26 protein-coding genes are annotated in these 24,541 nt (G+C 58.1%); 20 read left to right on the forward strand and 6 right to left on the reverse strand.

Features of this window, described 5'->3' with window-relative positions; all coding sequences use genetic code 11:
• Nucleotides 1-6 precede the first annotated feature (6 nt).
• Nucleotides 7-1,968 (reverse strand): hypothetical protein, encoded by a 1,962-nt coding sequence (locus AC2FFE_RS14955; protein WP_496847016.1) that lies wholly within the window; start codon nt 1,966-1,968, stop codon nt 7-9.
• A 118-nt stretch (nt 1,969-2,086) separates the two neighbouring features.
• On the opposite strand from AC2FFE_RS14955, the gene AC2FFE_RS14960 reads away from it, so the two are divergent.
• Nucleotides 2,087-2,542, forward strand: coding sequence for a methylated-DNA--[protein]-cysteine S-methyltransferase (locus AC2FFE_RS14960; protein WP_496819945.1), 456 nt, complete (start codon nt 2,087-2,089; stop codon nt 2,540-2,542).
• Between the two features lie 75 nt (nt 2,543-2,617).
• Complete coding sequence (locus AC2FFE_RS14965) at nt 2,618-3,082, forward strand: hypothetical protein (protein ID WP_496819944.1); 465 nt, start codon at nt 2,618-2,620, stop codon at nt 3,080-3,082.
• Here AC2FFE_RS14965 and AC2FFE_RS14970 read toward each other — a convergent pair.
• From AC2FFE_RS14970 to fsa, 4 genes are all read right to left on the reverse strand, one after another.
• A complete protein-coding gene (locus AC2FFE_RS14970) occupies nt 3,075-3,773 on the reverse strand; it encodes a CDP-alcohol phosphatidyltransferase family protein (protein ID WP_496819943.1) in 699 nt (232 codons plus the stop codon). The two genes, AC2FFE_RS14965 and AC2FFE_RS14970, sit on opposite strands and share 8 nt — an antisense overlap.
• An 87-nt stretch (nt 3,774-3,860) precedes the next feature.
• Nucleotides 3,861-4,781, reverse strand: coding sequence for a tyrosine recombinase XerC (locus AC2FFE_RS14975; RefSeq protein WP_496819942.1), 921 nt, complete (start codon nt 4,779-4,781; stop codon nt 3,861-3,863).
• Entirely contained in the window at nt 4,778-5,485 is a 708-nt protein-coding gene (locus tag AC2FFE_RS14980; protein WP_496819941.1) for a DUF484 family protein, read from the reverse strand. Before AC2FFE_RS14980 ends, AC2FFE_RS14975 begins: the two co-directional genes overlap by 4 nt.
• Before the next feature lie 198 nt (nt 5,486-5,683).
• The gene (gene fsa / locus AC2FFE_RS14985) at nt 5,684-6,337 is read right to left on the reverse strand and encodes a fructose-6-phosphate aldolase (RefSeq protein WP_496819940.1); all 654 of its coding nucleotides are present in this window, start codon (nt 6,335-6,337) and stop codon (nt 5,684-5,686) included.
• 90 nt (nt 6,338-6,427) lie between these two features.
• On the opposite strand from fsa, the gene AC2FFE_RS14990 reads away from it, so the two are divergent.
• The 4 genes from AC2FFE_RS14990 (at nt 6,428) to AC2FFE_RS15005 (ending at nt 11,328) form a co-directional block, all read left to right on the forward strand.
• On the forward strand, nt 6,428-8,623 hold the full coding sequence (locus AC2FFE_RS14990) for a primosomal protein N' (protein ID WP_496819938.1): 2,196 nt from the start codon (nt 6,428-6,430) through the stop codon (nt 8,621-8,623).
• 80 nt (nt 8,624-8,703) lie between these two features.
• Nucleotides 8,704-9,936: an MFS transporter gene (locus tag AC2FFE_RS14995; RefSeq protein ID WP_496819937.1), complete on the forward strand. Its 1,233-nt coding sequence runs from the start codon at nt 8,704-8,706 to the stop codon at nt 9,934-9,936.
• 66 nt (nt 9,937-10,002) lie between these two features.
• Nucleotides 10,003-10,881, forward strand: a complete 879-nt coding sequence (locus AC2FFE_RS15000) for a 50S ribosomal protein L11 methyltransferase (RefSeq protein ID WP_496847017.1) — start codon at nt 10,003-10,005, stop codon at nt 10,879-10,881.
• A gap of 102 nt (nt 10,882-10,983) precedes the next feature.
• Nucleotides 10,984-11,328 carry a hypothetical protein gene (locus AC2FFE_RS15005; RefSeq protein ID WP_496847018.1) on the forward strand — a complete coding sequence of 115 codons (345 nt, stop codon included), beginning with the start codon at nt 10,984-10,986 and terminating at the stop codon, nt 11,326-11,328.
• A 112-nt stretch (nt 11,329-11,440) separates the two neighbouring features.
• On the opposite strand, the gene AC2FFE_RS15010 is transcribed toward AC2FFE_RS15005, so the two are convergent.
• Nucleotides 11,441-11,656 carry a DUF1127 domain-containing protein gene (locus AC2FFE_RS15010; protein ID WP_170531057.1) on the reverse strand — a complete coding sequence of 72 codons (216 nt, stop codon included), beginning with the start codon at nt 11,654-11,656 and terminating at the stop codon, nt 11,441-11,443.
• Nucleotides 11,657-11,999: 343 nt separating this feature from the next.
• Here AC2FFE_RS15010 and ruvC point away from each other — a divergent pair, with 343 nt between their 5' ends.
• The 14 genes from ruvC (at nt 12,000) to AC2FFE_RS15080 (ending at nt 24,303) form a co-directional block, all read left to right on the forward strand.
• Nucleotides 12,000-12,497, forward strand: a complete 498-nt coding sequence (gene ruvC, locus AC2FFE_RS15015) for a crossover junction endodeoxyribonuclease RuvC (RefSeq protein WP_496819934.1) — start codon at nt 12,000-12,002, stop codon at nt 12,495-12,497.
• Complete coding sequence (ruvA, locus tag AC2FFE_RS15020; protein ID WP_496819933.1) at nt 12,494-13,171, forward strand: Holliday junction branch migration protein RuvA; 678 nt, start codon at nt 12,494-12,496, stop codon at nt 13,169-13,171. The genes ruvC and ruvA overlap by 4 nt, the downstream gene beginning before the upstream one ends.
• A gap of 4 nt (nt 13,172-13,175) precedes the next feature.
• The gene (gene ruvB / locus AC2FFE_RS15025; RefSeq protein WP_496847019.1) at nt 13,176-14,195 is read left to right on the forward strand and encodes a Holliday junction branch migration DNA helicase RuvB; all 1,020 of its coding nucleotides are present in this window, start codon (nt 13,176-13,178) and stop codon (nt 14,193-14,195) included.
• 62 nt (nt 14,196-14,257) lie between these two features.
• Nucleotides 14,258-14,881, forward strand: a complete 624-nt coding sequence (locus AC2FFE_RS15030; RefSeq protein WP_496820077.1) for a hypothetical protein — start codon at nt 14,258-14,260, stop codon at nt 14,879-14,881.
• Nucleotides 14,878-15,261, forward strand: coding sequence for a tol-pal system-associated acyl-CoA thioesterase (ybgC, locus tag AC2FFE_RS15035; protein ID WP_496819931.1), 384 nt, complete (start codon nt 14,878-14,880; stop codon nt 15,259-15,261). Before AC2FFE_RS15030 ends, ybgC begins: the two co-directional genes overlap by 4 nt.
• 111 nt (nt 15,262-15,372) lie before the next feature.
• Complete coding sequence (tolQ, locus tag AC2FFE_RS15040; RefSeq protein ID WP_496847020.1) at nt 15,373-16,068, forward strand: protein TolQ; 696 nt, start codon at nt 15,373-15,375, stop codon at nt 16,066-16,068.
• A gap of 3 nt (nt 16,069-16,071) precedes the next feature.
• On the forward strand, nt 16,072-16,542 hold the full coding sequence (gene tolR, locus AC2FFE_RS15045) for a protein TolR (RefSeq protein ID WP_496847021.1): 471 nt from the start codon (nt 16,072-16,074) through the stop codon (nt 16,540-16,542).
• A gap of 15 nt (nt 16,543-16,557) precedes the next feature.
• Complete coding sequence (gene tolA / locus AC2FFE_RS15050; RefSeq protein ID WP_496819929.1) at nt 16,558-17,655, forward strand: cell envelope integrity protein TolA; 1,098 nt, start codon at nt 16,558-16,560, stop codon at nt 17,653-17,655.
• Nucleotides 17,652-18,971 carry a Tol-Pal system beta propeller repeat protein TolB gene (gene tolB / locus AC2FFE_RS15055; RefSeq protein ID WP_496847022.1) on the forward strand — a complete coding sequence of 440 codons (1,320 nt, stop codon included), beginning with the start codon at nt 17,652-17,654 and terminating at the stop codon, nt 18,969-18,971. Before tolA ends, tolB begins: the two co-directional genes overlap by 4 nt.
• 84 nt (nt 18,972-19,055) lie before the next feature.
• Nucleotides 19,056-19,562, forward strand: coding sequence for a peptidoglycan-associated lipoprotein Pal (gene pal / locus AC2FFE_RS15060; protein WP_170531039.1), 507 nt, complete (start codon nt 19,056-19,058; stop codon nt 19,560-19,562).
• Nucleotides 19,563-19,566: 4 nt separating this feature from the next.
• Complete coding sequence (gene ybgF / locus AC2FFE_RS15065) at nt 19,567-20,391, forward strand: tol-pal system protein YbgF (protein WP_496819927.1); 825 nt, start codon at nt 19,567-19,569, stop codon at nt 20,389-20,391.
• On the forward strand, nt 20,388-21,641 hold the full coding sequence (gene tilS / locus AC2FFE_RS15070; RefSeq protein ID WP_496847023.1) for a tRNA lysidine(34) synthetase TilS: 1,254 nt from the start codon (nt 20,388-20,390) through the stop codon (nt 21,639-21,641). Before ybgF ends, tilS begins: the two co-directional genes overlap by 4 nt.
• Before the next feature lie 76 nt (nt 21,642-21,717).
• Entirely contained in the window at nt 21,718-23,634 is a 1,917-nt protein-coding gene (gene ftsH / locus AC2FFE_RS15075) for an ATP-dependent zinc metalloprotease FtsH (RefSeq protein ID WP_353012480.1), read from the forward strand.
• A 93-nt stretch (nt 23,635-23,727) separates the two neighbouring features.
• Nucleotides 23,728-24,303, forward strand: a complete 576-nt coding sequence (locus AC2FFE_RS15080; protein WP_496847024.1) for an MOSC domain-containing protein — start codon at nt 23,728-23,730, stop codon at nt 24,301-24,303.
• Nucleotides 24,304-24,541: the final 238 nt, after the last annotated feature.

Genomic DNA, 24,541 nt, shown 5'->3' on the forward strand with positions numbered 1-24,541 from the left:
GCCTGTTCAGTGTCTCTTGGGATTGAACAGGTGAAACCCGATCTTGTCTCCGGTCAGTTCTTTCCAGACCTGATAATCCGTGAAGTATCCGGTATGTCCACCCGGATCGACATCGATATTTCGGTCAGCGGGAATCAGGTTTCCATCTATCCGCGTGCCGACAAAGTCATCCTGACGGAAGATGTTGAACCACGCAGCGCCCAGCTTTTGCGGATCGACGGTGAACATTTCCGGGAAATAGCGTTGATAGATATGCGTTACCGGCGCGCCCATTGTGATCAGGGTAACCGGGCAGTCACCGATCTGTTCTTTGACGCGCCCATCCATCAGCATCTGTGTGGCGATCACCGTGCCTTGGGAATGTGAGATCACCGTGATGTGGGTTGGGGAGAAGATGTCCATTGCGTAGTAGAGCGTGCGATAGAACCGGTCATCAATCGCCTTGCGATCGGAATAATTGCGGCGGCGCGTTTTCAGGTCTTTTCTCAAAGAACACGTGTCGCGGATGGCATAGGTGACGATATCCCGCGCTACACCCAAACCGGCTGCGACAAAGTTGGAATACCGGTACAAGGCGACCGTGATCGCAAGCACGACAAGCGCAATTGTAGCCTGATAAGTGGCGAGCAGGTTTAGAAGATCACCCGCAGCATTACAGACCAGAGTATTCAGATCGTCGACCTTGACGATTGTACAAAAGGGATCTTGCCCCTTCCATTTGTCGATGATCCCGCGAAACGCAACGACTGACATGGCCGCGGCAGATAGCAGGAAAACCGCTTGCGCAGGCCGGTTCAGAATCGCGCGTCCGAGAAAGCTGTGCCGGTCTTGCAGATTGGATTTGCCCAAACGTCGACCAACATACACAATCAAACCAACGACGGCCAACACGACAATCGCTGCAAATGTGATGCTGAGGGTCTCCATCGCATCATTCAGATGGTTTTCGAACAACCCGTTCAAGCGGCTGTTTTTGAGCACATCAATCGAGCCAACGAGCTTTTGAATCGCAAGCCAGAAGCCCGAGATGATGAACATCCAGAACACCTGCATCCCCGAGCAGATGCTCGGATAGATGCGCCGATGCTCGGTTAGGCCATCATTGACTTCAAGCTTTGCCAAAGAGACGAAGTACAGAATTGCGGTGGTAAATATTGCAATGATCCAGCTGCCGGCGAGCAGGAACAGTTGGAAATCCACGAATTGCCCGATGTTGGCTCTGTTGCCCCAGCATCCCAACCCTAATGGTCCGGTTATCAAGCCGCCGATCAGGATCAGCCCGAACACAGCCATGCCGCGCCAGAACACCCGCCGCAGATAGGTTGGGGCTGAGTTCCAGCGCCAAAGACCCATTGTGGTCGCAATCGCATACGCGATGAGCAGGACGCCAAACAGCGCCTCTGTGCGCCCCGCCTCGGTAAACGGCTTGAGTTTTATGAGTGTGGCGATATCGATCATCGATGCTGCCGCACCGATCAGAAGATATGTGTTCAGTGTTGCGACCGCGCCGAAGAAAACCCAGGTAAACCAGTGAACAAGCAGGGCAGCGACAGTAAGCCGCCCGTCCTTAGCGGTTGGATCAACCCCATTACGCCTGTGGGTTTGTTCGACATTGTCCATCGCCAGATACCCAAGGGCGAGAACCACCCAAATCAGGTCAATCGCTGTTTTGATGCTGCCTTTCGGGGCAGGGGAACGATCCGCCCAGAAGACCTCGGCAAACAGGGCCTGATCCCTTGTGTCATTGGGTTTGGACACTTTGCGCAGATTGACCTTGAAGAGCTTGGCGTTGCGGCGTGATCCGTCGAAATTGCTTTCGGCCAGCTCGATCATCTCACGCTCGACTTCGATAGGCGGTTTGGCCTTTTTGTCTAGCCATGTGGTTGCCGCGCCAACCACCTGATCCACGGTTTCACCGGGTTTCTGTTCGCCGATGCCATGGACCGTCAGGACCAAATGTCGTCCCATGCGCGTAGCTCCAATTCCTTAAACAATGGAGTAAGCTTAGCATGAAATTGCCGAAATCCCAAAGCAGGCGCTGACGGACTCTCTTGCACTGGTTGCTCTGATCTGAAAGCCTTGGTCTATGGCCATGATCGCAGTTGAAACACAATTCGGAAGGTTAGGTGTTGCCGAGGTGGCTGGGGCCATCACTCGGTTGGTGTGGAACGGCCAGGATGACGGCGAAGCTACGCCTTTGCTGCGCGAGGCGGCAGCTCAGTTGCGTGCCTATGATGCCGGAGAGCTGACACGCTTTGATCTGCCCTATCACATCAATGGCTCAGAGTTTCAGCGGCAGGTCTGCGATCTGATGTATGCCATACCCTTGGGCGAAACCGTGACCTATGGTGAGATCGCAAAACAGCTTGGACAACCGGCTCAACCGGTCGGGCAGGCCTGTGGGGCCAACCCGATCCCGGTGATCATACCGTGTCACCGGGTTCTGTCGGCAACGGGTCTGGGCGGGTTCTCGGGCGATGGTGGGGTCGAAACAAAGGTCGCGCTTTTACGTCATGAAAAGGCTGCAGGCCTGTTGATCTGATAACCGGATTTCAGTTGCATTCCGGCGAGCAGGTGCACAACTTATACAAGATACCGCAGTTGAAGGGATCTTATGATGACCGAGGCAGATCGCGCTGCTCGCAAGAAAGCAATTACTGATAAGCTGATGTCGCTGGAAGCACAGGAGCTTGCCACGGCACAGGCGCACTATGACGCCTTTCTGAAAGATGCTCAGCTGGACGACCGCGAAGCGCATGACAAGGATGATATCGCGGCCTCGCGCGAGAATGCGGATTTGGCCGCCGCTTTTGACGCACCTGTCCACGCTCATCACGCCAAGATTGATGTAATCGAAAACACTGACTTTGGTTTGACCGATACGGTTCAGCCCGGGGCCGTTATCAAGTTCAACAATCGACGTTTCGTTGTTTGCGTCTCGACAACCCGTTTCGATGTGGACGGAAAAACCTATATGGGCATTTCAACGCAAAGCCCCATCTACCTTGCCATGGTTGGACTTCAGGCAGGTGATGTCTTCACCCATAACGGAGCTGAGTTCGAGGTGCAGGACGTTATGTAGCCTTGCGCTGTGGTATGATCTGCTGTCCGATCCCGGCAAAGACCAGATAGAGACTGGAGATCACCAGGCCCCAATGCGCCCAGCTTTCGGGATGGAAATCAACCCAGGCCGCCCAGCCAGCAAAGAAGGTCCAGGCAAAAGCAATGGGCAGTGTCAGGCTGCGCCACCGCTCAGTCCGTACAGGGTGGACGAATTTAAGCGGTAGGAACATCGCAATCGATAGCAGTGTGACAAGGACCAGGCTGACCCAGAAGTTGGGTTCAAGCGCAAAGATCACGATCACCACCATGTTCCAGCATCCTGGAAAACCCGAGAACGAATTGTCTTTTGTCTTCATGCGCGTATCGGCAAAATACATTGCGCTGGCAAAGGTGATCACGATGATGGCAAACCAGCCTGTCCATCCGTCCATCAGGCCTGACTTGAACAAGGCATAAGCCGGGATGAACACATAGGTCAGATAGTCGATGATCAGATCCAGCAGGACACCATCAAATTCTGGTGCGTTCTTTTTGACATGGTAGTGCCGTGCCAGTGGCCCGTCGATCCCATCGACAATGAACGAGACCACCAGCCAAAGATACATCAGGCTCCATTCACCTTCGACCGCGGCCAGCATGGCCAACATGGCAAAAACGGCGCCCGTTGCAGTAAAAAGATGGACGGCTAAAGCTTTGAATCTGAGTGTCATGCAGCTGTCATGTACGATGCGTGCCCAAGATGCAAACCAAAAGCCCGGTTGCGTGGCCTACTGCCCAAGAAACCTTTTTGGTCAGTGTCAGGCCTTGGGATGAGCGCGGTTATAGACCTCCATCAAGCGGGCGGTATCAACCGCTGTATAGGCTTGGGTGGTCGAAAGTGAGGCGTGCCCCAACAGTTCCTGAATGGCTCTCAGATCTCCACCTGCAGATAACAGATGTGTGGCAAAGCTGTGCCGCATGGCATGAGGTGTTGCGGTTGACGGCAGACCCAGCTGCATTCGGGCTTTGGCCATCACCCCTTGGATGGCGCGCGGGTTCAATGCGCCACCGCGGACACCGCGGAACAGAGGTGCCTCGGATGATTGAGGATGCGGGCAGAGGTGCAGATACCGGTCAACAGCCTCACGCGCGACGGGGATCACCGGCACGACGCGCTCCTTGCTGCCCTTACCCATTATGCGCAGGGTTCGTGGCAGTGGAGCATCTGACCCGGTCAGTGACAGGGCCTCAGAAATCCTCAATCCACAGCCGTAAAGCAGGGTAACAACGGCCGCATCCCGCGCGGCAATCCAATCTGATGTTGCTTGCAGTTCGACCGTATCGATCATAGCCCGGGCGGCATCCTCGGCCAGAGGACGGGGTAGCTTTTTGGTGAATTTGGGCGCGCGGGTGGACAGGACGGCCGTGGGTTCAAACCCTTCCCGTTCAGCCAGCCAACGGTAGAAGCTTTTGACTGCCGAGAGTTTGCGCGCAAGCGACCGCGCACCAACCCCATCTGCGCGCAGCTGTGCCATCCAGGCCCGCATATCCGAGATTGAGATGCGTTCAAGCGCCGCCAGTCCCTGACGATCCCCGTGATGGAGTGTCATGAAGGATAGAAAATCAGTGACATCGCCGCGATAGGCGGACTGGGTGTTGTCTGTTCGTCCGGCTAGTGCACCGAGGCTTTCCAGCCAGTGTTGCAGGGCATCCCTGCAAGCCGGTGAAATCAGGTTCACGACAGCCAGTGGCGCATCGAGCGTTCGAATACGCCAGCGAAGAAGGCCAGAAGATCAGTGCCAAGCTGTGGTGTGAAATGGCGCGGGTCAGTGGCGCCCATCACGATCATGCCGGGCAGGCGGCCTGCACCCAGATCCAGCTTGAGGCACGCCTCGGATCGCAGATGGTCGGCGTCGCTGCCAAAGATGCGTGGGTTGGGCTGCCGGATTTCGCGCAGAGTGACATCGCGCACCGTGCTGCCGCGATCCTGCGAGAGGTATTTGTTGACATAACCAGGTTCAACGACCGTCAGAACACCGCCCAGCTTGTCGATCGCCGGGTCGTCTTGCAGGATGGCCGTTTCCAAAACCAGCGTGATCCGCTCGACACGCAGAATTTCGGGAACTTCATTTCCCAGGATGCGCAGAAAATCCTCGAACTCGACCGGTTCGAGAAGCCGTAAAACGGCGCGATGGATCTGATTGGTGCCGGCCAGGTTTTCGTAGGCTGCAGCAATTACCGAACGATGCGTGTCTTCCAGCCGGTCCAAGCGCGCTTCGAGCCGCTGCATGGCAATGCCGCGCAGGTCGATCACGTTTTCACCGCGCGCCTGTTCATTGGCGCTGACCAATGCCTGCATCAAGTCTTTGTCGTCTAGCAAGACGTCTGGTTTGGCCAGAATCGCAGCGCGGAGGCTGTCTTCAAGTTTTGGGTTGCTGCTCATGTCCCGTCCGGTCGGTGTTTTTTGTTTTGGCGGCTTATAACATGATCGACCGGTTTTGCCTTGGGAAAAATACACCTTTCGGTGGAATAGTCGGCCTGTGTGGCGGACGCTCCCGCCTGCAAGAGCCTGATCACAGATCAGGCACCGGCAGTTGGGCCGGGCGCGGGGCCTGACGGCACCGCGCGGTCGCGCAAAGGATCAGAGGATTTTCTGACCGGTTTTGGCCCAGTCGGCCAAGAAGGTTTCAAGGCCTTTATCCGTCAGCGGGTGGTCGGCCAGTTTCTTGATCACGGCGGGCGGGGCGGTGATCACATCAGCCCCGATGCGCGCGCTGTCGGTGACGTGGTTTACAGTGCGGATTGACGCAGCGAGGATCTCGGTTTCGAACCCATAATTGTCATAGACCTGACGAATATCGGCGATCAGGTCCATGCCGTCGAGGTTGATGTCATCCAGACGACCGATGAAGGGCGAAATGAAGGCCGCACCCGCTTTGGCGGCCAGAATTGCTTGATTGGTCGAGAAACACAGGGTGACATTGACCATCTGGCCCTCGTCGCTGAGGGTTTTGCAGGTTTTCAGACCGGCCCATGTCAGCGGTACTTTGACGGCGATGTTCGGAGCGATTTTGGCCAGCTTGCGACCTTCGGCGATCATGTCGTCGGCTTCGGTGGCGACCACTTCAGCGGACACGGGACCGTCGACCAGATCACAGATCTCTTTGGTGACTTCTAGAATGTCGCGGCCCGATTTCAGGATCAGCGAAGGGTTGGTTGTTACACCGTCCACCATGCCCAGATCATTCAGTTCGGCGATGGCGTCGATCTCGGCTGTGTCTACGAAGAATTTCATGCGGGCAGTCCTTTGATGGGTTGGCCTTGGTCGCCGATGGCTTTACCTCAAAGAAACCCATGCTGAAACCCCCTGGCCCAAGGATATGCGGTGAGCGCGCAGGAGTATTTCGACCAAGGTGAACTGGTGGCGGTGCTGACAACGCAACCGCTGGACCGGACGCTGGACTACAAAGCGCCCGAAGGCGGGTGCTTTCTTGGGGCTTTTGTCGAAGTCCCCTTGGGGCCGCGAAAGGTGTTGGGCGTGGTTTGGGGGCCGGGGCAGGGCGGTTTCGACCTGTCCAAGGCACGGTCGGTGATCCGGGTGCTGGAAGTCGCGCCGATGCGTGAAGAGATGCGCGTGTTTCTGGGAAAAGTCGCAGACTACACGCTGACACCGATGCCGGCGATGTTGCGCTTGGCAACGCGCGCGCCGGGGCTGGGTGATCCGCCGTCGATGCGGAAGGTTTATCGCCTGGGTGTTGCTGAGCCGGATCGGATGACCGATGCGCGGACCCGTGTGCTTGAGGTGCTAAGAGAATATGGCGGTTTGGCCTTCACCCTGAAGGAGCTGGCAGAACAGGCGGGCGTAACTTCGTCCGTAGTGAAAGGGCTGGTCAAACAAGGCGCGTTGCGGGAGGAGGACAGCCCCCGTGATCTGCCCTATTCGCATCTTAACCCGGATTTGCCCGGCAAAGATCTGACCGATGATCAGGCGGCGGCGGTCGCCCGGTTGCAAGCCGGTCAGCGCACGGGCGACTACGGCACCACATTGCTGAAGGGCGTGACGGGTTCAGGCAAGACGGAGGTGTATCTGGAGGCCGTAGCCGAGGCGTTGCGGGTAGGACGTCAGGCGCTGGTTCTGTTGCCTGAGATTGCCTTAACCGCCGAGTTTCTGACCCGCGTAGAAGCGCGTTTTGGCGCGCGACCAGCCGAATGGCATTCAGGCGCAACCATGACCGAACGCCGCAGGGTCTGGCGGATGGTTGGGCAGGGTGATGCGCAACTGGTGGTGGGCGCACGGTCGGCTTTGTTTTTGCCGTTCCGGGATTTGGGTCTGGTCGTGGTCGATGAGGAGCATGACACCTCATACAAACAGGAAGACGGGGTGCATTATAGCGCGCGCGACATGGCGGTTCTGCGGTCCGCCATTTGTGGCGCGCGCGTGGTTCTGGCCAGCGCGACGCCCTCTCTGGAAAGCTGGGCAAATGCCGAGGCGGGCAAGTATGAAAGGTTGGACCTGACGTCCCGCTTTGGCGCGGCCATGCTGCCCGAGATGAAATCAATCGATATGCGGGCCGAACCATTACAACCCAATAGCTGGATCTCTCCGTCCCTGCGGCAGGCCGTGCAACAGCGGACCGAAAAGGGTGAGCAATCTTTGCTGTTTATCAACCGCCGCGGCTATGCGCCGGTGACCCTTTGCCGGGCCTGCGGCACCCAGATCGCCTGTGATCATTGCGACGCGCGGATGGTGGAACATCGCTTTCTCAAACGTCTTATGTGCCATCAATGCGGTGAGACCAAGCCGATGCCCGATGTCTGTCCGTCCTGCGGCGTCGAAGGCAAACTGGCGCCGGTGGGGCCGGGAATCGAACGGCTGGCGGAAGAGGCCGAAGCCACCTTTCCTGACGCCAAGATCACCATGCTGAGCTCGGACCTTTTCGGATCGGCCCGGGCGCTTAAGGCAAAGATCGAGGAAATTGCCGCAGGGGATGCCGATATCATCATCGGCACGCAGTTGGTGGCCAAGGGGCATAACTTCCCCAAGCTGACATTGGTCGGCGTCATTGATGCGGATCTTAGCCTGCATGGGGCTGACCTGCGAGCGGCCGAGCGCACCTTTCAATTGATGCGGCAAGTGGCGGGTCGAGCGGGGCGTGCGGACAAACCCGGTCAGGCCCTGTTGCAGACCTTCCAACCCGAGCATCCGGTGATCCGGGCGATCCTGTCAGGGGATGAGGAAGGGTTCTGGAAAACCGAAGCCGCTGCGCGACAAGCAGCTGGTGTGCCGCCTTATGGGCGCATGGCGGGTATCGTCTTGTCCGGACCAGAGGTTGGGCCGGTGTTCGATATCGGCAACGCCATGGCTCGCAATGATGCGCCACTGCGCGAGATCGGGGCGCAGGTCTTTGGCCCGGCGCCCGCCCCAATAGCGCGTATTCGCGGGCGTCACCGGGTGCGTCTGTTGGTCAAGGCCCCAAAGGGGGCGCCAATACAAGACGGCATCGCCCGCTGGATTGCGCCGTTGCGCCTGAAAGGCGATATTCGTCTGACGGTCGATATCGACCCGCAGAGTTTCTACTGATCTCTGCACCTGTGCAGACCCATTGTGCGCTCCGTGCTTTCCTCTCGCCAAACCCTGGAAATGGGCGTAGAGGGACTCTCATGCTGAAACCCATGCCCCTTGCCGAGGCGCAAAGCCTGCCGTTCTGGCGCCGCCCGATCACGCTTCTTTTTGTGATGGCGATGACCATGCCGATTGCGTTCAACGGCTGGAGTGCCCTGCTGAACAATTTCGTCATCGAGGTGGCGAATTTTGATGGCGCGGATATCGGCCTGCTGCACACGGTGCGCGAAATCCCGGGCTTTCTGGCGGTTGGTGTGATTGCGGTGATCATTTTCGTCCGCGAGCAGGTCTTGGCCATGATCTCGCTGATGATGCTGGGTGTGGCAACAGCGGTGACGGCATGGTTCCCCAGCCTGGGTGGGTTGCTATTCGTGACTTTGTTCAGCTCGATCGGCTTTCACTACTACGAAACGGTAAACCAGTCGCTTCAGCTGCAATGGTTGCCCAAGGACAAGGCCCCGCAAGTGCTGGGCTGGCTGGTGGCCATGGGGTCGGCTGCAACGGCGGTGGTCTATGGACTGATCGTGTTGACATGGGATCGGTTCGATCTGTCCTACAATACCGTTTTTTTGGCCACCGGAGGGGTGACTGCTCTGCTGGCGCTGTTCAGCCTGATTGCTTATCCGCAATTTGACGCGCCCACACCGCAGACTAAGAAACTGATCCTGCGCAAACGCTACTGGCTATACTACGCGCTGCAATTCATGGCCGGAGCGCGTCGCCAGATCTTTGTCGTCTTTGCGGGCTTCATGATGGTTGAGAAATTCGGGTTCGAAGTTCACGAACTCACCAGCCTGTACCTGATCAATCTCGTGATCAACATGGCCGCCGCTCCGATGCTGGGCAAAGCAGTGGCCACGTTTGGCGAGCGCCGCACGTTGATCTTCGAATATACCGGCCTCGCGATCGTCTTTGCAGCCTATGGCGGCATCTATTGGTTTGGCTGGGGCGTTTTGCTGGCGGCGATCCTTTACGTGATCGACCACGTTCTGTTTGCTTTGGCGCTGGCGCTGAAAACCTATTTCCAAAAGATCGCGGACCCTGCGGATATCGCTCCAACTGCGGCCGTGGCCTTCACCATCAACCATATTGCGGCGGTGTTCCTGCCTGCGCTGCTGGGCCTGCTTTGGGTCGTGTCGCCCGGAGCCGTCTTTGGCCTGGCGGCTGCAATGGCCATGATCTCGCTGCTGCTATCGCTGCTCATCCCGCGCCATCCTGAGCCAGGGAACGAGACCATCTTGTCTAAATACGCTCCGGCCCCTGCGGAATAGGCGCCAACGCTTGACCTTGGCGGGCCCACGCCATAGGCGCTGTCTCAACCAAGACAGGAGCTCCCCATGCCCACATTTACCGCGTTGACGACACTGACTGGCAAAACTGCCGCCGAACGTCTGGGCGAGGCGATGGAGCGTTTGGACCCGGAACCAACTGGTGTTGGTGTGTTCGAGGTCGAAGACGGCTCGGGCCTTTGGGAAGTTGGGGGGTATTTCACTGAAGCCCCAGATGAGACAGCCCTTGCGGTTTTGGCTGCTGCGTTTGAGGCCAAATCCTTTGTCGTCTCGGAACTGCCTGAAACCGATTGGGTTGCCCATGTGCGCCGCGAGCTCGCCCCCGTTGAGGCAGGCCGGTTCTTTGTCTACGGCAGCCACGATGCAGACAAGCTGCCCGAGGGTCGGATACCCTTGCTGATCGAGGCCGCGATGGCGTTTGGCACAGGCCATCACGGCACCACGCTTGGGTGTTTGAAAGCGCTGGATCGTTTGCTGGATGACGGATTCAGCGCCGCGAAAGTTGCCGATATCGGATGTGGCACCGCCGTTCTGGCTATGGCCGCAGCACGTGTTTGGGATGGCGAGATTCTGGCCAGCGACATTGATCAGGTTGCTGTTGACGTGGCCGAGGCCAACCTGAAGGCCAATGGTATGGCCGGAGCCGTTCGCTGTGTTGAGGCGGCGGGGTTCGACCATCCTGCGCTCAAATCTGCCGCGCCTTATGACCTGATATTTGCAAATATCCTCAAGGGCCCGCTGGTGGCCTTATCACCGGAAATTGCCGCGAATCTCTGTACGGGGGGGTACGCAATTCTGTCGGGAATCCTCAATGAACAGGCTGACGATGTCGTGTCTGTTTATTCCCAGAATGGATTTAATCTGGCTGACAGAAGTGAGATTGGTGAATGGACGACGCTAATCTTAAGCAAACAGGGCCCAATTTAGACCATTTGCAGGAGTTTTATGGATTTTTGCCACGGTTTTGTCGCATTCTCTACTTACCGTTTTTTGATCAACTTGATGGGGGGCGGTTTTGTGGAGGCTGCCATGACGACAAAACAACTGGAATTCAGTCAGCGCGTACATCGCCTGAACAAGAAGCATCACAAGATGAGCCGAGGCTATCGTGCGACGATGCGCAAGGATGGCTTGGTGGTTATGAAACCACAGCGCGTTCGATCAGCTGTTCCGGCCAAAGTGTTGTTGTTCTGCCTGCTTGGGTTCTTCGGGTTCAAAGCGTTCCTGCTCTCCAGCCTCGGGCCATCCGGATACCAGTTTCGGATCGATAGCCTGAATCAGGGCACCTCGGTCGAACAAGCTGGCGCTTGGGTGATGCAGATTGATCCCTTATCCGAAGCACTGGCGGTTCAGTTGAACAAGGTTATCTACTGATACCCACCAGTATTTGATCAACAGAATAGAAAAACACCGCGTGCTGATCAGCGCGCGGTGTTTTCTTTTTACCCCAGTGGGAGGAGAAGGGGCAGTTAAGTGGTCGTCGTAGTTACCGGCGGCCTTCGGCGATCATGTCGATGTCGCCACGGCACAGGCCGATATCTTCCAATTCGCGGTCCGTCAGGCCAGTCAGCGCTTTGCGTGTCGCGCGGGCGTCGTTCCATTCAGCAACGACATTGAATGCCGATACAAATAGCGCGCCGATACGGCCAACGAGGCCGAACGAGCCAGTGGTGGCGATGCGGGTGGTGTCCAGTGCAGCCATATCCTGTTTCCTTCTGGTTTGAGTTCCATTTTGATCTTGCGATCTGCCGGGCATTTAGTGCGGCCAAAATGTTCGTACAAGATCATTTTTTGCATATATCCTATGCAATTCTTGCAAGCCTCATCTTCACCACGATTAGGCCGTAATTCACTTAAATTATTGGTTAATTCGCGTTCATAAATTGGTCGAAAACAGACTATTCGAAGTCGCAATCGACGCGCGGTGTCGTTGGCAGGACAAAGCTGTCGGTTTTTGTCCATAGACCAATTCGCTTGGAAAATGTTCACGCTTCGTGCTAGGCGTTGAAAAAAGATCACATAACCCGAGCAGGCCGAGGCACAACATGCGAATTTTGGGCATTGATCCGGGGTTGAGAACCCTGGGATGGGGCGTCATCGAATCACATGGCAGCCGTCTGAGCCATGTTGAGAACGGTTTGTGCAAATCGGATGGCGACGATCTGGGCGAACGATTGCTGTCACTGCACAACCAGATTGTCGAAGTGATCGCCGAGCATCAACCAGATCAGGCTGCGATTGAACAGACATTCGTAAACAAGGACGGGGCCGGGACCCTGAAGCTGGGTCAGGCGCGGGGTGTGGCGCTTTTGACCTTGGCGCAGGCCGGCCTGCCGGTGGGAGAATATGCGCCGAACCGGGTTAAGAAAACGGTGGTCGGTGTCGGCCATGCTGAGAAAGAGCAGGTTCTGCACATGGTCAAACTGCAACTGCCCGGCTGCTCGCCAAAAGGCGCGGATGCGGCGGACGCGCTGGCGATTGCGATTTGTCATGCCTATTACGGCAAGACGCAGCAATCGCGGTTGAAAGAGGTGGGCGCATGATCGGCAAGCTGACAGGGCGACTGGACTATCGTGCAGCGGATCACATCCTGATTGATGTGCGCGGGGTTGGTTACATCGTCTATTGTTCGGACCGAACTATGGCGGCTCTGCCAGGTGTCGGCGAGGCAGTCTCGATCTACACCGACATGGTCGTGCGTGAGGACCTGATGCAGCTTTACGGGTTCCTGTCTTTGGTCGAGAAGGAGTGGCACCGGTTGCTCTGCTCGGTTCAGGGCGTTGGGGCCAAGGTATCCTTAGCTATACTGTCGGCGCTTGGCCCCGACGGTGTCAGCCGCGCAATTGCATTGGGCGATTGGGCGGCGGTGAAAGCAGCCAAGGGTGTCGGGCCAAAGACGGCGCAGAGGATCGTACTGGACCTGAAAGACAAAGCGCCAGGCGTCATGGCCATGGGCGGCACGGTGACCGAAGCGATGGATGGCCCTGCGTTGGATGTGGTTGAATTGACTGAACCAGCCTCCGCACCGAAACGCGTGGTGAACCCAGCGTCGGGATCGGCGGCGGCATCGGCGGGCGCGTTGTCTGCCTTGTCAAATCTGGGGTATGGCCCGTCTGAGGCCGCCTCGGCTGTGGCCGAAGCGGCGGCAAGCCTGCCGGAAGCGGGTGAAGCTGAACTGATCCGTGCTGCTCTGAAACTGTTGGCGCCAAAGGGATGAATGAATGGTAGACGCTGATCCCACCTTGCGCCCCGATCCTTTGCCCGAGGATAATGACCGCGCTTTGCGCCCGCAGGGTTTGGACGAATTCATCGGTCAGGCTGAAGCCCGTGCAAACCTGCGCATCTTCATCCAATCGGCCAAGCAGCGGGGCGAGGCGATGGATCACACGCTGTTTCATGGTCCTCCGGGTCTGGGGAAAACCACGCTGGCCCAGATCATGGCGCGTGAGTTGGGTGTAAACTTCCGCATGACGTCGGGCCCGGTTCTGGCCAAGGCAGGTGATCTTGCGGCGATCCTGACCAATTTGGAATCGCGGGATGTGCTGTTCATTGATGAGATTCACCGCCTGAATCCGGCGGTCGAAGAGGTTCTCTATCCCGCGATGGAGGATTTTGAATTGGATCTGGTCATTGGCGAAGGCCCGGCGGCCCGTACAGTACGGATCGAGTTGCAGCCGTTCACGCTTGTCGGGGCGACCACTCGGATGGGTTTGCTGACGACGCCGCTGCGCGATCGGTTTGGTATTCCAACACGCTTGCAGTTCTACACGGTGGATGAGTTGCACGAGATCGTCAGGCGCAACGCGCGCAAACTGGGTGCGCCGGCGGATGATGATGGCGCGCGCGAGATTGCGCGCCGGTCACGCGGGACACCTCGGATCGCCGGGCGGTTGCTGCGCCGGGTGGTGGATTTTGCCATCGTCGAAGGTGATGGCCGGATCACGCGTGATTTGGCCGACGGGGCATTGACACGGCTGGGTGTGGATCATCTCGGGCTTGATGGCGCGGACAGGCGATACCTGAAGCTGATCGCTGAGAATTATGCTGGTGGACCTGTGGGTATAGAAACCCTCTCTGCAGCGTTGTCGGAAAGCCGGGATTCGCTGGAAGAGGTGATCGAGCCCTATCTGTTGCAGCAGGGTCTTATTCAGCGCACGCCGCGTGGGCGGATGTTGGCGCAAAAAGCGTGGGCTCATCTGGGAATAGCCCCGCCACGCGGCCAGAACGATCTGTTTGGTTGAAGCCGCGCGCTGGAGATTTTAAGCCTTCAGCGAGAGTATTTTCAAAAGACGAAGGGTTGGATGTGACTCTGGACGAGATCGAAGCGCTGTTTACCCGCGAAAACGGTGAGTTTCTGTTTGCGCGCTGGGGGCGGCCCATCGTGCCCATCGTGTTCGGGGTCGAGGACGAAACGCTTGCAACCGTGAAAGGCGCGTTTGAGGCGGTTGTTGCATTGGCCGATCACAAGATGGCTGAAACCGACCCCGAACTGGGCGCCAATTGCATGGTGTTCTTTTTTCGCGATTGGCAGGAACTGCTTGAGGTGCCGGATCTGGATCGTCTGATCCCTGACCTCGGACCATTGGTCGAACGGCTGTTAGCCGCAGAGGCCAATCAATATCGGATATTCCGGTTCGAAGAGGATGGCGCGATCCGCGCCGCGTTTGTTTTCCTTCGTATGGATAAGGAATTGTCCAAGGTGCCGGCAGAAACCCTAGCGCTTAGTCAGGTAGTGCAGACGATCCTTTTGTGGTCGGACACCGCGTTTCGGGCGCAATCTCCACTGGCCGTAGCAGGCGAGACAACGATCCTGAGGCCCGAAATCGCGGCACTGATCCGCGCCGCGTATGACCCGATTTTGCCGGGCGCGGCGCAGGATGCCTCGCACGCTTTACGTCTGTTTGCCCGGTTGGAGACATTGCAATGAAACACACCTACCCGGTTCGTGTGTACTACGAAGACACCGATATGGGCGGTGTCGTCTATCACGCAAATTACCTGCGATATATAGAGCGTGCCCGTTCCGATTGGGTGCGCAAACTGGGCAATGACCAGAATGCGATGCGGGAACAGGGTATTGTCTGGGTCGTGCGACGCGTCGAGGCCGACTATCTGGCCGCAGCGCGGTTCGAGGATGAGCTGGTCGTGGAAACCGAGATGGTTTCGCTCTCTGGTGTGCGGTTGACCATGTCGCAGTTGGTGAAACGAGGCGAGACCGAGATTTTCCAGGCCGAAGTGACCGCAGTGTGCATGAATGCGCAGGGTAGGCCCGTCCGCCTTCCGGCAGAGATTCGCGCATTGATGTAACAATTTGTGGACCAGGGGTGGTTCTGTTGGCTTTTCAGCCCCAACTGCGATAGCGTTTGTCAAAACAAGGCCAAATCAACGGCCATTCAGGCAAAAACAAAGAGCAGGTTCATGGAAGCTGAAACGCTGGCGCTGGCGCAGGAGATCGATTTCTCCATGTGGGGGCTGTATGCCCGCGCGACCTTTATCGTCAAACTGGTGATGCTGATGCTGATCGCGGCATCGATCTGGTCCTGGGGCATTATCATCCAGAAACTCATCAATTATCGTGCGGCTCGGCGCGAGGCGCAGGTGTTTGATGAACATTTCTGGTCTGGCAACCCGTTGGATGAGTTGTTTGAGCAGATCGGCTCGCAGCCTGATGGCAGCTCCGAGAAGATATTTGCCGCCGGAATGATCGAATGGCGCAGATCGCATCGCACGGATGGCGGGCTGATTGCCGGGGCAACGGCGCGCATTGATCGGTCGATGGATGTGGCCATCGCAAAAGAGGCTGAGACCTTGCAAAAAGGTCTGCCCATTCTGGCCACTGTCGGCTCGACCGCACCGTTTATCGGCCTTTTCGGAACCGTTTGGGGCATCATGAATGCCTTTGTCGAGATCGCCGAGCAGCAAAATACCAACCTTGCCGTTGTGGCGCCGGGGATCGCCGAAGCGTTGCTGGCGACAGGCCTGGGCCTGTTGGCCGCGATCCCGGCGGTGATTTTCTACAACAAGCTCAGCGCGGATAGTGACCGGATCGTTGGTGGCTATGAGGCCTTTGCCGATGAATTCGCCACCATCCTGTCGCGTCAGTTGGACGGCTGAGCGATGGGCGCGGCGGTTCAGCAGAGATCTGGCAACAACGGGCGCAGACGCGGACGGCGGCGCGGTCGCGCTCAGCCGATGGCTGAGATCAATGTCACGCCATTTGTCGATGTTATGCTGGTGTTGCTGATCATCTTCATGGTTGCGGCGCCTCTTTTGACGGTTGGGGTGCCTGTCGATCTGCCCAAGACTGCGGCAAGCGCTTTGCCCGGCGATAGTGAAGAACCGCTGACCGTCACGCTGACTGCCGATGGCCGTATTCAAATTCAGACCACCGATATTCAGCGCGAGGAATTGATCGGACGGCTACGTGCCATCGCGGCAGAACGCAGCAGTGATCGGGTCTTTCTGCGGGCGGATGGGGCGATCCCCTATGCGCAGGTGATGCAGGTGATGGGCGCGTTGAATGCGGGCGGTTTTTCGAATGTGGGTCTGGTGACGGATACCGGCGGGCCGACGCTGGATGACGGGTAAAGGTGGGGTCGCGCGGTGGATACCGGCACCAAAATCTCGGCGATTGCGCATGTAAGCCTGATTGGCTGGGCCGTGTTCGGCGGTACCTTCCGGTCCGAGCCGTTGCCGATGTCTGTGCAGGATGTGTCCGTGATTTCGGCTGAGGAATTTGTTGCGATGACAGCGCAGACAAATGCGCCCGAAGTGCCGACCTCACCCGACAGATTGGAACAGCCGCCCGAGCCCGAGACTGAAGCCAAAGCGCCCGAGGTGGCACCGGAAGAACAACCGCGACCCGAACCTGTGACGCCATCTGAACCGGAGCCCGAGGTTCAGCCCGAGACGGTTGAAGTGCCGCCAGAGCCCGAATTGCCGCCAGAGCCCCCGACACTGACGGAACCGGAAACGACGGCCTTGGTTGCGCCTCCGGGCCCCGAGGCAACGCCCAGCCCGTCCGAGCGGATTGCACCTGAACCCGTCGCGCCACCACCGCCCGAGGCGAAGCCGGATGAGGTGGAAACGCCCCCCGTTTCGTTGGACGAAGGTGCCGAAACCCAGCAGGAACAACAGGATCAAACCGCCCCGGAAGAGGCTGCGCCTGAGATCGTGACCGAGGCCGAGGAGACCGACGAGCAAGCACCGCTGACATCGCCACGCCCGCGTGTGCGCCCAAATCGCCCTGCGCCTGCGCCGGAAACAGAGGTGACGGAAACCCCGGAACCAACCCCCGAAGTGCCAGCGCAGAACAATGATGATGCCATCAACGATGCCCTTGCCGAGGCTTTGTCCGAACCAGCCGCACCCTCTGGCCCGCCGCTGACCAGCGGTGAGAAGGATGCGATGCGTGTGGCGGTGTCGCAATGCTGGAATGTCGGCTCGTTGTCGACCGATGCGTTGAACGTTGTTGTTGTGGTCGGGTTTTCACTCAATCGTGATGGAACGGTTGTAGGTGGAAGCGTTCGCTTGCTGGATAGCTCTGGCGGGTCAGCAGGTGCTGAAAATCAGGCCTATCAGGCCGCACGACGGGCAATTTTGCGCTGTGGCGCGCGTGGGTACGATCTGCCTGCTGACAAATACGATCAGTGGCAGGATATTGAGATTACATTCAATCCCGAGAGGATGCGGATCAAATGATGAAACTTCTGACCAGCCTCGTCCTTGGTCTGACCCTGATGTCGGCCCCGGTATACGCGCAGAGCGGCCCGCTGCGCCTGGAAATCGACGAAGGGATCATCGAGCCGATGCCCTTTGCGGTTCCGAATTTTGTGCCGGATGGACCATCCGCGACACAATATGCCGCCGATCTTTCCCGCGTTGTCGCGGCGGATCTGACTGGAACGGGGCTGTTCCGCGAAATCTCCTCGGACGCATTCATCAGCCGCGTCAGCAGCTTTGATGCACCAGTGCAATTTGCCGATTGGAAAGCGATCAATGCGCAGGCACTGATAACCGGCGCGGTCAATGTCTCGGGCAAGCGGCTGACGGTCAGGTTCCGGGTCTGGGATGTGTTCTCAGGTCAAGAACTGGGCAACGGGCTGCAGCTGGCCGGAACCACCGATGGGTGGCGGCGCATGGCGCATAAGGTTGCCGATCAGGTCTATAGCCGGATCACGGGTGAGGGGGGCTATTTTGACAGCCGCGTGGCGTTTGTCTCGGAAAGCGGCCCCAAGAACCAACGTCTCAAACGGTTGGCGATTATGGATTATGACGGAGCAAATGTTCAGTACCTGACAGACAGTTCCGCGATCGTTCTGGCCCCGCGCTTTTCGCCCACCGGGGACCGGCTTCTGTATACCAGCTATGAAACGGGCAGCCCGCGTATCTACGTGCTGGATGTCGGCAGCGTGCGGCGTCAGGAATTGAATACGCAGGGTGGCACCATGAGTTTCTCGCCCCGCTTCTCGCCGGATGGAAGGTCTATTGTCTATTCGCTGATCCAGGGCGGCAACACCGACCTTTGGAAGATGGATCTGGCCTCGGGACAAAGTACGCGGCTCACCAATACGCCCGCGATTGAAACCGCGCCCAGCTATTCGCCGGATGGCAGCCAGATCGTTTTTGAAAGCGACCGTTCGGGTACGCCACAACTCTATGTCATGCCCGCAAATGGGGGCGAGGCAACGCGGATCAGCTTTGGACAAGGTCGTTATGGCACACCCGTCTGGTCGCCGCGCGGAGATTTGATCGCGTTCACCAAGCAAAACAAAGGCCGTTTCCATATCGGTGTGATGCGCACCAATGGGGACGAAGAACGCCTGCTCACATCGTCCTTCCTGGACGAAGGGCCAACATGGTCCCCGAACGGGCGGGTCATCATGTTCACTCGTGAGACACAGGGCGCAAGCGGTCGGGCGACGCTTTATTCGGTAGATATCTCGGGGCGGAACCTGCGCCCGGTGCGCACACCGGACGGTGGCAGCGACCCGTCATGGGGTCCGTTACAGAATTGATCGCTGCAGATGTGCGGGAACGTTCACAAGAAACCGCCCCTGTGGTAGACAGGCAGCAACGAACAAAACAACGAGGCACTTGAGATGAACATATTGGGCAAAATCCTGGCACTGGGCGCGCTGAGCGTGGTTGCAGCCTGCGCAAACAATGATCCTTCGGCTTTGGGCGGTGGCGGTCCTGGTGGCAGCGGTTCGATTGTTGCGGGGTCACCCAGTGATCCGCGCTCACCTGCGTATTTCCAGCAAACGGTTGGGGATCGCGTCTTGTTCGCGGTGGATCAGTCGACCCTCTCGCCGCAGGCTCAAACGGTGCTGCAGGGGCAGGCCGAGTGGTTGATGGCGAACCCTGACTATGTAGCCACAATCGAAGGCCATGCCGATGAGCAAGGCACGCGCGAGTATAACCTTGCGCTGGGTGCTCGCCGCGCCAATGCCGCGCGTGAGTTCCTGATTTCGCGGGGTGTGGCGGGCAACCGACTGACCACTGTAAGCTATGGCAAAGAGCGCCCGATTGAAATTTGTAGCACCGAGGAATGCTATTCCAAGAACCGCCGCGCGGTAACAGTGCTGACCGGTTCAACCTTGGGGTAAGACGATGAGACTTGCAGGATGGGTTTTGGCCGCAGTTGTCGCAACGGCGGGCGTGGCGCAAGCGCAGGATCAGCAGACACTGGCGGATATCCGGCAGGAACTGACGGTGCTGCATGTGGAGATACAGCGCCTGAAGCGCGAGTTTTCGACCACCGGCTCTCCGGCGCCGAACCTGTCCGGCAGTTCTGTGCTTGAACGCGTCGACGCGATTGAGGCCGAGCTACAACGTCTGACGCGTCAGACCGAGCAATTGAACCAGCGGGTGCAGAACATTGTGACCGATGGGACCAACCGGATCGGGGATCTTGAATTCCGCCTTTGTGAGTTGGAGACCAATTGTGAAATTTCTGGCGAACCAACCAGTACACTGGGTGGAGAGGACACAGGTTCGGGCGCAGCGGTCATAACACCGGCCACACCTCCTGCGACCGAGCAGGCGGAACTGGCCGTTGGCGAGCAGGCGGATTTTAACGATGCGTCGCAAGCGCTGGCCGATGGTGATTTCCAGACCGCCGCGACCAAGTTTGCGCAGTTCGATACATCCTATCCCGGCAGCCCTTTGGCGCCCGAGGCGCATTTGAAACGTGGGCAGGCACTGGAAGGTCTGGGTGACACGCGCGAAGCGGCACGCGCCTTTCTGGCCAGCTTCACCGGCGATTCCGAAGGGGCGGTTGCCCCCGAGGCGTTGTATGAGCTCGGCGCGGCGCTGGGCCGTCTGGGTCAAACCGATCAGGCCTGTATCACCCTCAGTGAGGTTGGCGTTCGGTTCCCGTCCTCTGGTCCCGCGTCAAATGCCACACAGGAAATGGCCTCACTGGGGTGTTCTTGAGCCGGACCCCGACCAGCCTGAAATCCGATATTCGCGCCCGGCTGCCTGAACGGCTGCCGCAACGACTGGGTATCGCAGTCTCGGGCGGTGGCGACTCGGTGGCGCTGATGCACCTTCTCGCTGAAATCACTGCGCATGAAGGGACTGAACTATATGTAGCCACGGTTGACCACGGCTTGCGACCAGAAGCGGCCGAAGAGGCCCAAATTGTAGCGCGGCAGGCGGCTGACCTGGGGCTGAAACACGATACCCTTAAGTGGCAAGGCTGGGACGGCTCAGGTAATCTGCAGGATCAGGCGCGGCAGGCACGGTATGCATTGCTGGCTCAATGGGCGCATGCCAATAATATCCCTGCGATTGCTTTGGGTCATACTGCGGATGATCAGGCAGAAACCGTGCTGATGCGGCTGGCCCGCTCCGCTGGGGTTACAGGCCTTGCAGCCATGCCAGTTGCGCATGTCCGAGAGGGTGTAACCATTCTGCGCCCGATGCTTGGGACCACCCGCCATAGCTTGCGCGACTATCTATCGGATAAGGGGCTGAAGTGGATCGAGGATCCATCGAATCAGGACAAAAGGTTTGACCGGATCAAAGCCCGAAAGGCACTTGCTGACCTATCTCCGCTGGGGATAACGCCGGAAACCTTGTCGCGTGTCGCCAGCAACCTTACCCAAGCGCGTGAGGCGCTGGACCTGTTTACGCAGGAATCCGCCCGCAAGGCCGCGGTTGTGGTCGACGGGGATGTTTGTGTGGATCGGGCCGCGTATCAAACCTTGCCAGCCGAGATCAAGCGCCGGCTACTTGTTGGTATCCTCAGCTGGATCTCAGGGCCCGGATATCCACCACGTCAGTCTGCTTTGAACCAAGCCGTAGAAGCGCTGGACAATGGGGAAGCTGGATCGCTAAGCGGGTGTCTGCTGGTGCCTCAAGCCGCGAACACTTGGATTTGCAGAGAGTTTCAGGCCATTGCCAGCCTGAGAGCGCCCCCCGCCGCGCGCTGGGATGCGCGTTGGATTTTAACTGGGCCGGGGACCGACGGATTTGAAATCCGCGCGCTGGGTGAGGTCGGGCTTGCCTTGGTTCCAGATTGGCGCGCAACGGGGCGTCCGCGCCTTGCGCTACAATCCTCACCAGCGGTCTGGCGCGGCGATGAACTCCAGGCGGCGCCTTTGGCAGGCTTTCCCAATGGCTGGACCGCAGAACGGGCACCGGAATGGTCCGAGTTTCACGCGTCGTTTTTATCGCATTGAACCTGCGCCAATCCTCTCTATTTTAAGAAGCAACCCGGCAAATTGCTATTTGCCGAAATCTTTTGGGAGAATTTCCTTGGGCAACGCTCGCAATATCGCCTTCTGGGTCGTTCTGTTCTTGCTGATCCTTGCACTGTTCAATTTGTTCAGTGGACCAGGCGGAACGCTTCAGAGCAATGAACGAACCTATTCCGACTTTGTCAGCGCCGTGCAGAACGGTGAAGTCAAGAATGTGACACTGGATGGCGAACAGATTCGCTATACCACCGAAACCGGCGGAACCTATGTGACGATCAAACCTGGCGATGCCGAGGTCACAAAGCTGCTGATCGACGAGAACATTCCTGTGCGCGCTGAGAAACAGCAGCAGTCTGGCTTTCAATCTTTCCTGATCACTCTGCTGCCCTTCCTGCTGCTGATCGGGGTTTGGGTCTATTTCATGAACCGGATGCAGGGCGGCGGCAAAGGCGGTGCGATGGGTTTTGGCAAGTCCAAGGCCAAGATGCTGACCGAAAAGCATGGCCGCGTGACGTTTGATGACGTGGCGGGCATCGATGAGGCCAAGGAAGAGCTGGAAGAGATCGTTGAATTCCTGCGCAACCCGCAGAAATTCTCGCGCCTCGGCGGCAAGATCCCGAAAGGCGCGCTTCTAGTCGGCCCTCCGGGCACCGGTAAAACGCTTCTTGCCCGTGCGATTGCGGGAGAGGCGGGGGTGCCGTTCTTCACCATCTCAGGCTCTGACTTTGTTGAAATGTTCGTGGGTGTCGGTGCATCCCGTGTGCGCGACATGTTCGAGCAGGCCAAGAAGAACGCGCCGTGTATCGTGTTCATCGACGAGATCGACGCTGTGGGCCGCCATCGCGGCGCGGGTTACGGCGGTGGTAACGATGAACGCGAGCAGACCCTTAACCAGTTGCTGGTCGAAATGGACGGGTTCGAGGCCAATGAAGGTGTGATCATTCTGGCGGCCACCAACCGCAAAGACGTATTGGACCCTGCCTTGCTGCGTCCGGGCCGGTTTGACCGCAACGTGACCGTCGGCAATCCTGACATCAAAGGCCGTGAGAAGATCTTGGGCGTACATGCGCGTAAGACACCTCTGGGCCCCGATGTCGATCTGCGGATCATCGCGCGGGGTACTCCGGGCTTTTCCGGTGCCGATCTGGCAAACCTTGTGAACGAGGCCGCGTTGATGGCTGCTCGTGTGGGCCGTCGCTTTGTCACTATGGAAGATTTTGAGAACGCCAAAGACAAGGTGATGATGGGGGCCGAGCGCCGCTCGATGGTGCTGACCCAGGACCAAAAGGAAAAGACCGCGTATCACGAAGCCGGTCACGCGGTTGTTGGTCTGGAACTGCCCTTGTGCGATCCAGTCTACAAGGCGACGATCATTCCGCGCGGTGGTGCGCTGGGTATGGTGGTGTCACTGCCCGAGATGGACCGTCTGAACTATCACCGGGATGAGTGTGAGCAAAAGTTGGCCATGACCATGGCAGGCAAGGCCGCCGAGGTGATCAAATATGGTGAGGATCATGTGTCGAACGGCCCCGCCGGTGACATCATGCAGGCCAGCCAATTGGCGCGCGCGATGGTGATGCGTTGGGGTATGTCCGACAAGGTCGGCAATATTGACTATGCCGAAGCGCATGAGGGGTACTCGGGCAATACAGCCGGATTCTCGGTGTCCGCGCATACCAAAGAGCTGATCGAGGAAGAAGTGAAGCGTCTGATCCAGCAGGGATATGAGCACGCTTACAAAATCCTGACCGACAAGAACGAGGCGTGGGAGCGTCTGGCCCAGGGTCTGCTGGAATACGAAACCCTAACCGGGGACGAGATCAAGCGCGTCATGAATGGCGAGCCGCCCAGCGAAAGCGACGACGAGGGCGATAAGCCGGATGAGGGCAGCGCGCCGAGCGTTACGGCGATTCCCAAGACCAAGGCCAAGAAATCCCCACCCGAAGGTGGGATGGAGCCTGAACCAACGGCATAATCAGAAAACCCGGAGCCTGCCTCCGGGTTTTTTCTTTCCATCGCTGCATGCATGCGCATTATGCGCGCGTGGCACGATAGAGAAGGATAGCCCATGCCGTTTTTGCGCGAAACAGAGTATTCAGCCGAGGTGATCTGGTTGGGGTATGTCCCTGCAGGGGCATCATTGCGTGCACAGGCGGTCGAAGCGCTGAGGCTTGAATTTGAGGGTGTTCAGGGTGAGCGCCATGAAGGGCTCAATCGCGCATCCTGTGTCCGGGTTGGGAACCTTTACCCAAAAGGGACTGAAATCCGAAATGTGCGTCAGCTCTCGATTTTGTCTGTTGAAGAACTGGACGAGATCGCCGCCGAGATGAGCCTTGATCAGTTGGATCCGTCTTATCTCGGCGCTTCGATTGTTCTACAGGGGATCCCTGACTTTTCGCATATTCCACCTTCGTCCCGATTAAAGGGCGACGGTAATGTAACGCTCACAGTCGATATGGAGAACGCGCCTTGTATCTTGCCGGGGCGTGAGATTGAAGCGGAGCACGCCGGCCACGGGGCGGGGTTCAAGCCTGCTGCGAAGGGACGCCGTGGGGTGACTGCATGGGTCGAGCGGCCCGGCGAACTACGCATTGGCGACAGGATGAAACTGTTTGTTCCCGATCAACCGATTTGGGCGCCATAGGTGGCCTGGGTTTCCGATTAGAAACGACAGAGTCGACCTAACGCCGTTTCGCGGCATGAATATGTCGGAATCCATAGCCATTGGATTTGTACACAACGGTATGGGTTGCTCAGCATCGGCGCGCCGCGCCGAATTTGCACGGCATTCAATCAGGGACCCTGCCCAATGAGCTATAAATCTGACATCGAAATCGCGCGTGAGGCGAACAAGAAGCCGATTCAGGAAATCGGTGCCAAGC

This window comes from Ruegeria sp. YTSA168 (assembly GCF_059610045.1).

What these genes read in the sequence shown, in the direction of transcription:
- ruvC (WP_496819934.1), top strand. Translation starts at nt 12,000, where the DNA reads ATGCGAATTTTGGGCATTGATCCGGGGTTGAGAACCCTGGGATGGGGC.
- tolR (WP_496847021.1), top strand. Translation starts at nt 16,072, where the DNA reads ATGGGCGCGGCGGTTCAGCAGAGATCTGGCAACAACGGGCGCAGACGC.
- AC2FFE_RS14955 (WP_496847016.1), bottom strand. Translation starts at nt 1,968, where the DNA reads ATGGGACGACATTTGGTCCTGACGGTCCATGGCATCGGCGAACAGAAA.
- ybgF (WP_496819927.1), top strand. Translation starts at nt 19,567, where the DNA reads ATGAGACTTGCAGGATGGGTTTTGGCCGCAGTTGTCGCAACGGCGGGC.
- AC2FFE_RS15000 (WP_496847017.1), top strand. Translation starts at nt 10,003, where the DNA reads ATGCCCACATTTACCGCGTTGACGACACTGACTGGCAAAACTGCCGCC.
- AC2FFE_RS15005 (WP_496847018.1), top strand. Translation starts at nt 10,984, where the DNA reads ATGACGACAAAACAACTGGAATTCAGTCAGCGCGTACATCGCCTGAAC.
- AC2FFE_RS14995 (WP_496819937.1), top strand. Translation starts at nt 8,704, where the DNA reads ATGCTGAAACCCATGCCCCTTGCCGAGGCGCAAAGCCTGCCGTTCTGG.
- AC2FFE_RS15080 (WP_496847024.1), top strand. Translation starts at nt 23,728, where the DNA reads ATGCCGTTTTTGCGCGAAACAGAGTATTCAGCCGAGGTGATCTGGTTG.
- AC2FFE_RS14980 (WP_496819941.1), bottom strand. Translation starts at nt 5,485, where the DNA reads ATGAGCAGCAACCCAAAACTTGAAGACAGCCTCCGCGCTGCGATTCTG.
- AC2FFE_RS14960 (WP_496819945.1), top strand. Translation starts at nt 2,087, where the DNA reads ATGGCCATGATCGCAGTTGAAACACAATTCGGAAGGTTAGGTGTTGCC.
- ybgC (WP_496819931.1), top strand. Translation starts at nt 14,878, where the DNA reads ATGAAACACACCTACCCGGTTCGTGTGTACTACGAAGACACCGATATG.
- fsa (WP_496819940.1), bottom strand. Translation starts at nt 6,337, where the DNA reads ATGAAATTCTTCGTAGACACAGCCGAGATCGACGCCATCGCCGAACTG.
- AC2FFE_RS15010 (WP_170531057.1), bottom strand. Translation starts at nt 11,656, where the DNA reads ATGGCTGCACTGGACACCACCCGCATCGCCACCACTGGCTCGTTCGGC.
- pal (WP_170531039.1), top strand. Translation starts at nt 19,056, where the DNA reads ATGAACATATTGGGCAAAATCCTGGCACTGGGCGCGCTGAGCGTGGTT.
- tolQ (WP_496847020.1), top strand. Translation starts at nt 15,373, where the DNA reads ATGGAAGCTGAAACGCTGGCGCTGGCGCAGGAGATCGATTTCTCCATG.
- AC2FFE_RS14965 (WP_496819944.1), top strand. Translation starts at nt 2,618, where the DNA reads ATGACCGAGGCAGATCGCGCTGCTCGCAAGAAAGCAATTACTGATAAG.
- tolB (WP_496847022.1), top strand. Translation starts at nt 17,652, where the DNA reads ATGATGAAACTTCTGACCAGCCTCGTCCTTGGTCTGACCCTGATGTCG.
- ruvA (WP_496819933.1), top strand. Translation starts at nt 12,494, where the DNA reads ATGATCGGCAAGCTGACAGGGCGACTGGACTATCGTGCAGCGGATCAC.
- AC2FFE_RS14970 (WP_496819943.1), bottom strand. Translation starts at nt 3,773, where the DNA reads ATGACACTCAGATTCAAAGCTTTAGCCGTCCATCTTTTTACTGCAACG.
- ruvB (WP_496847019.1), top strand. Translation starts at nt 13,176, where the DNA reads ATGGTAGACGCTGATCCCACCTTGCGCCCCGATCCTTTGCCCGAGGAT.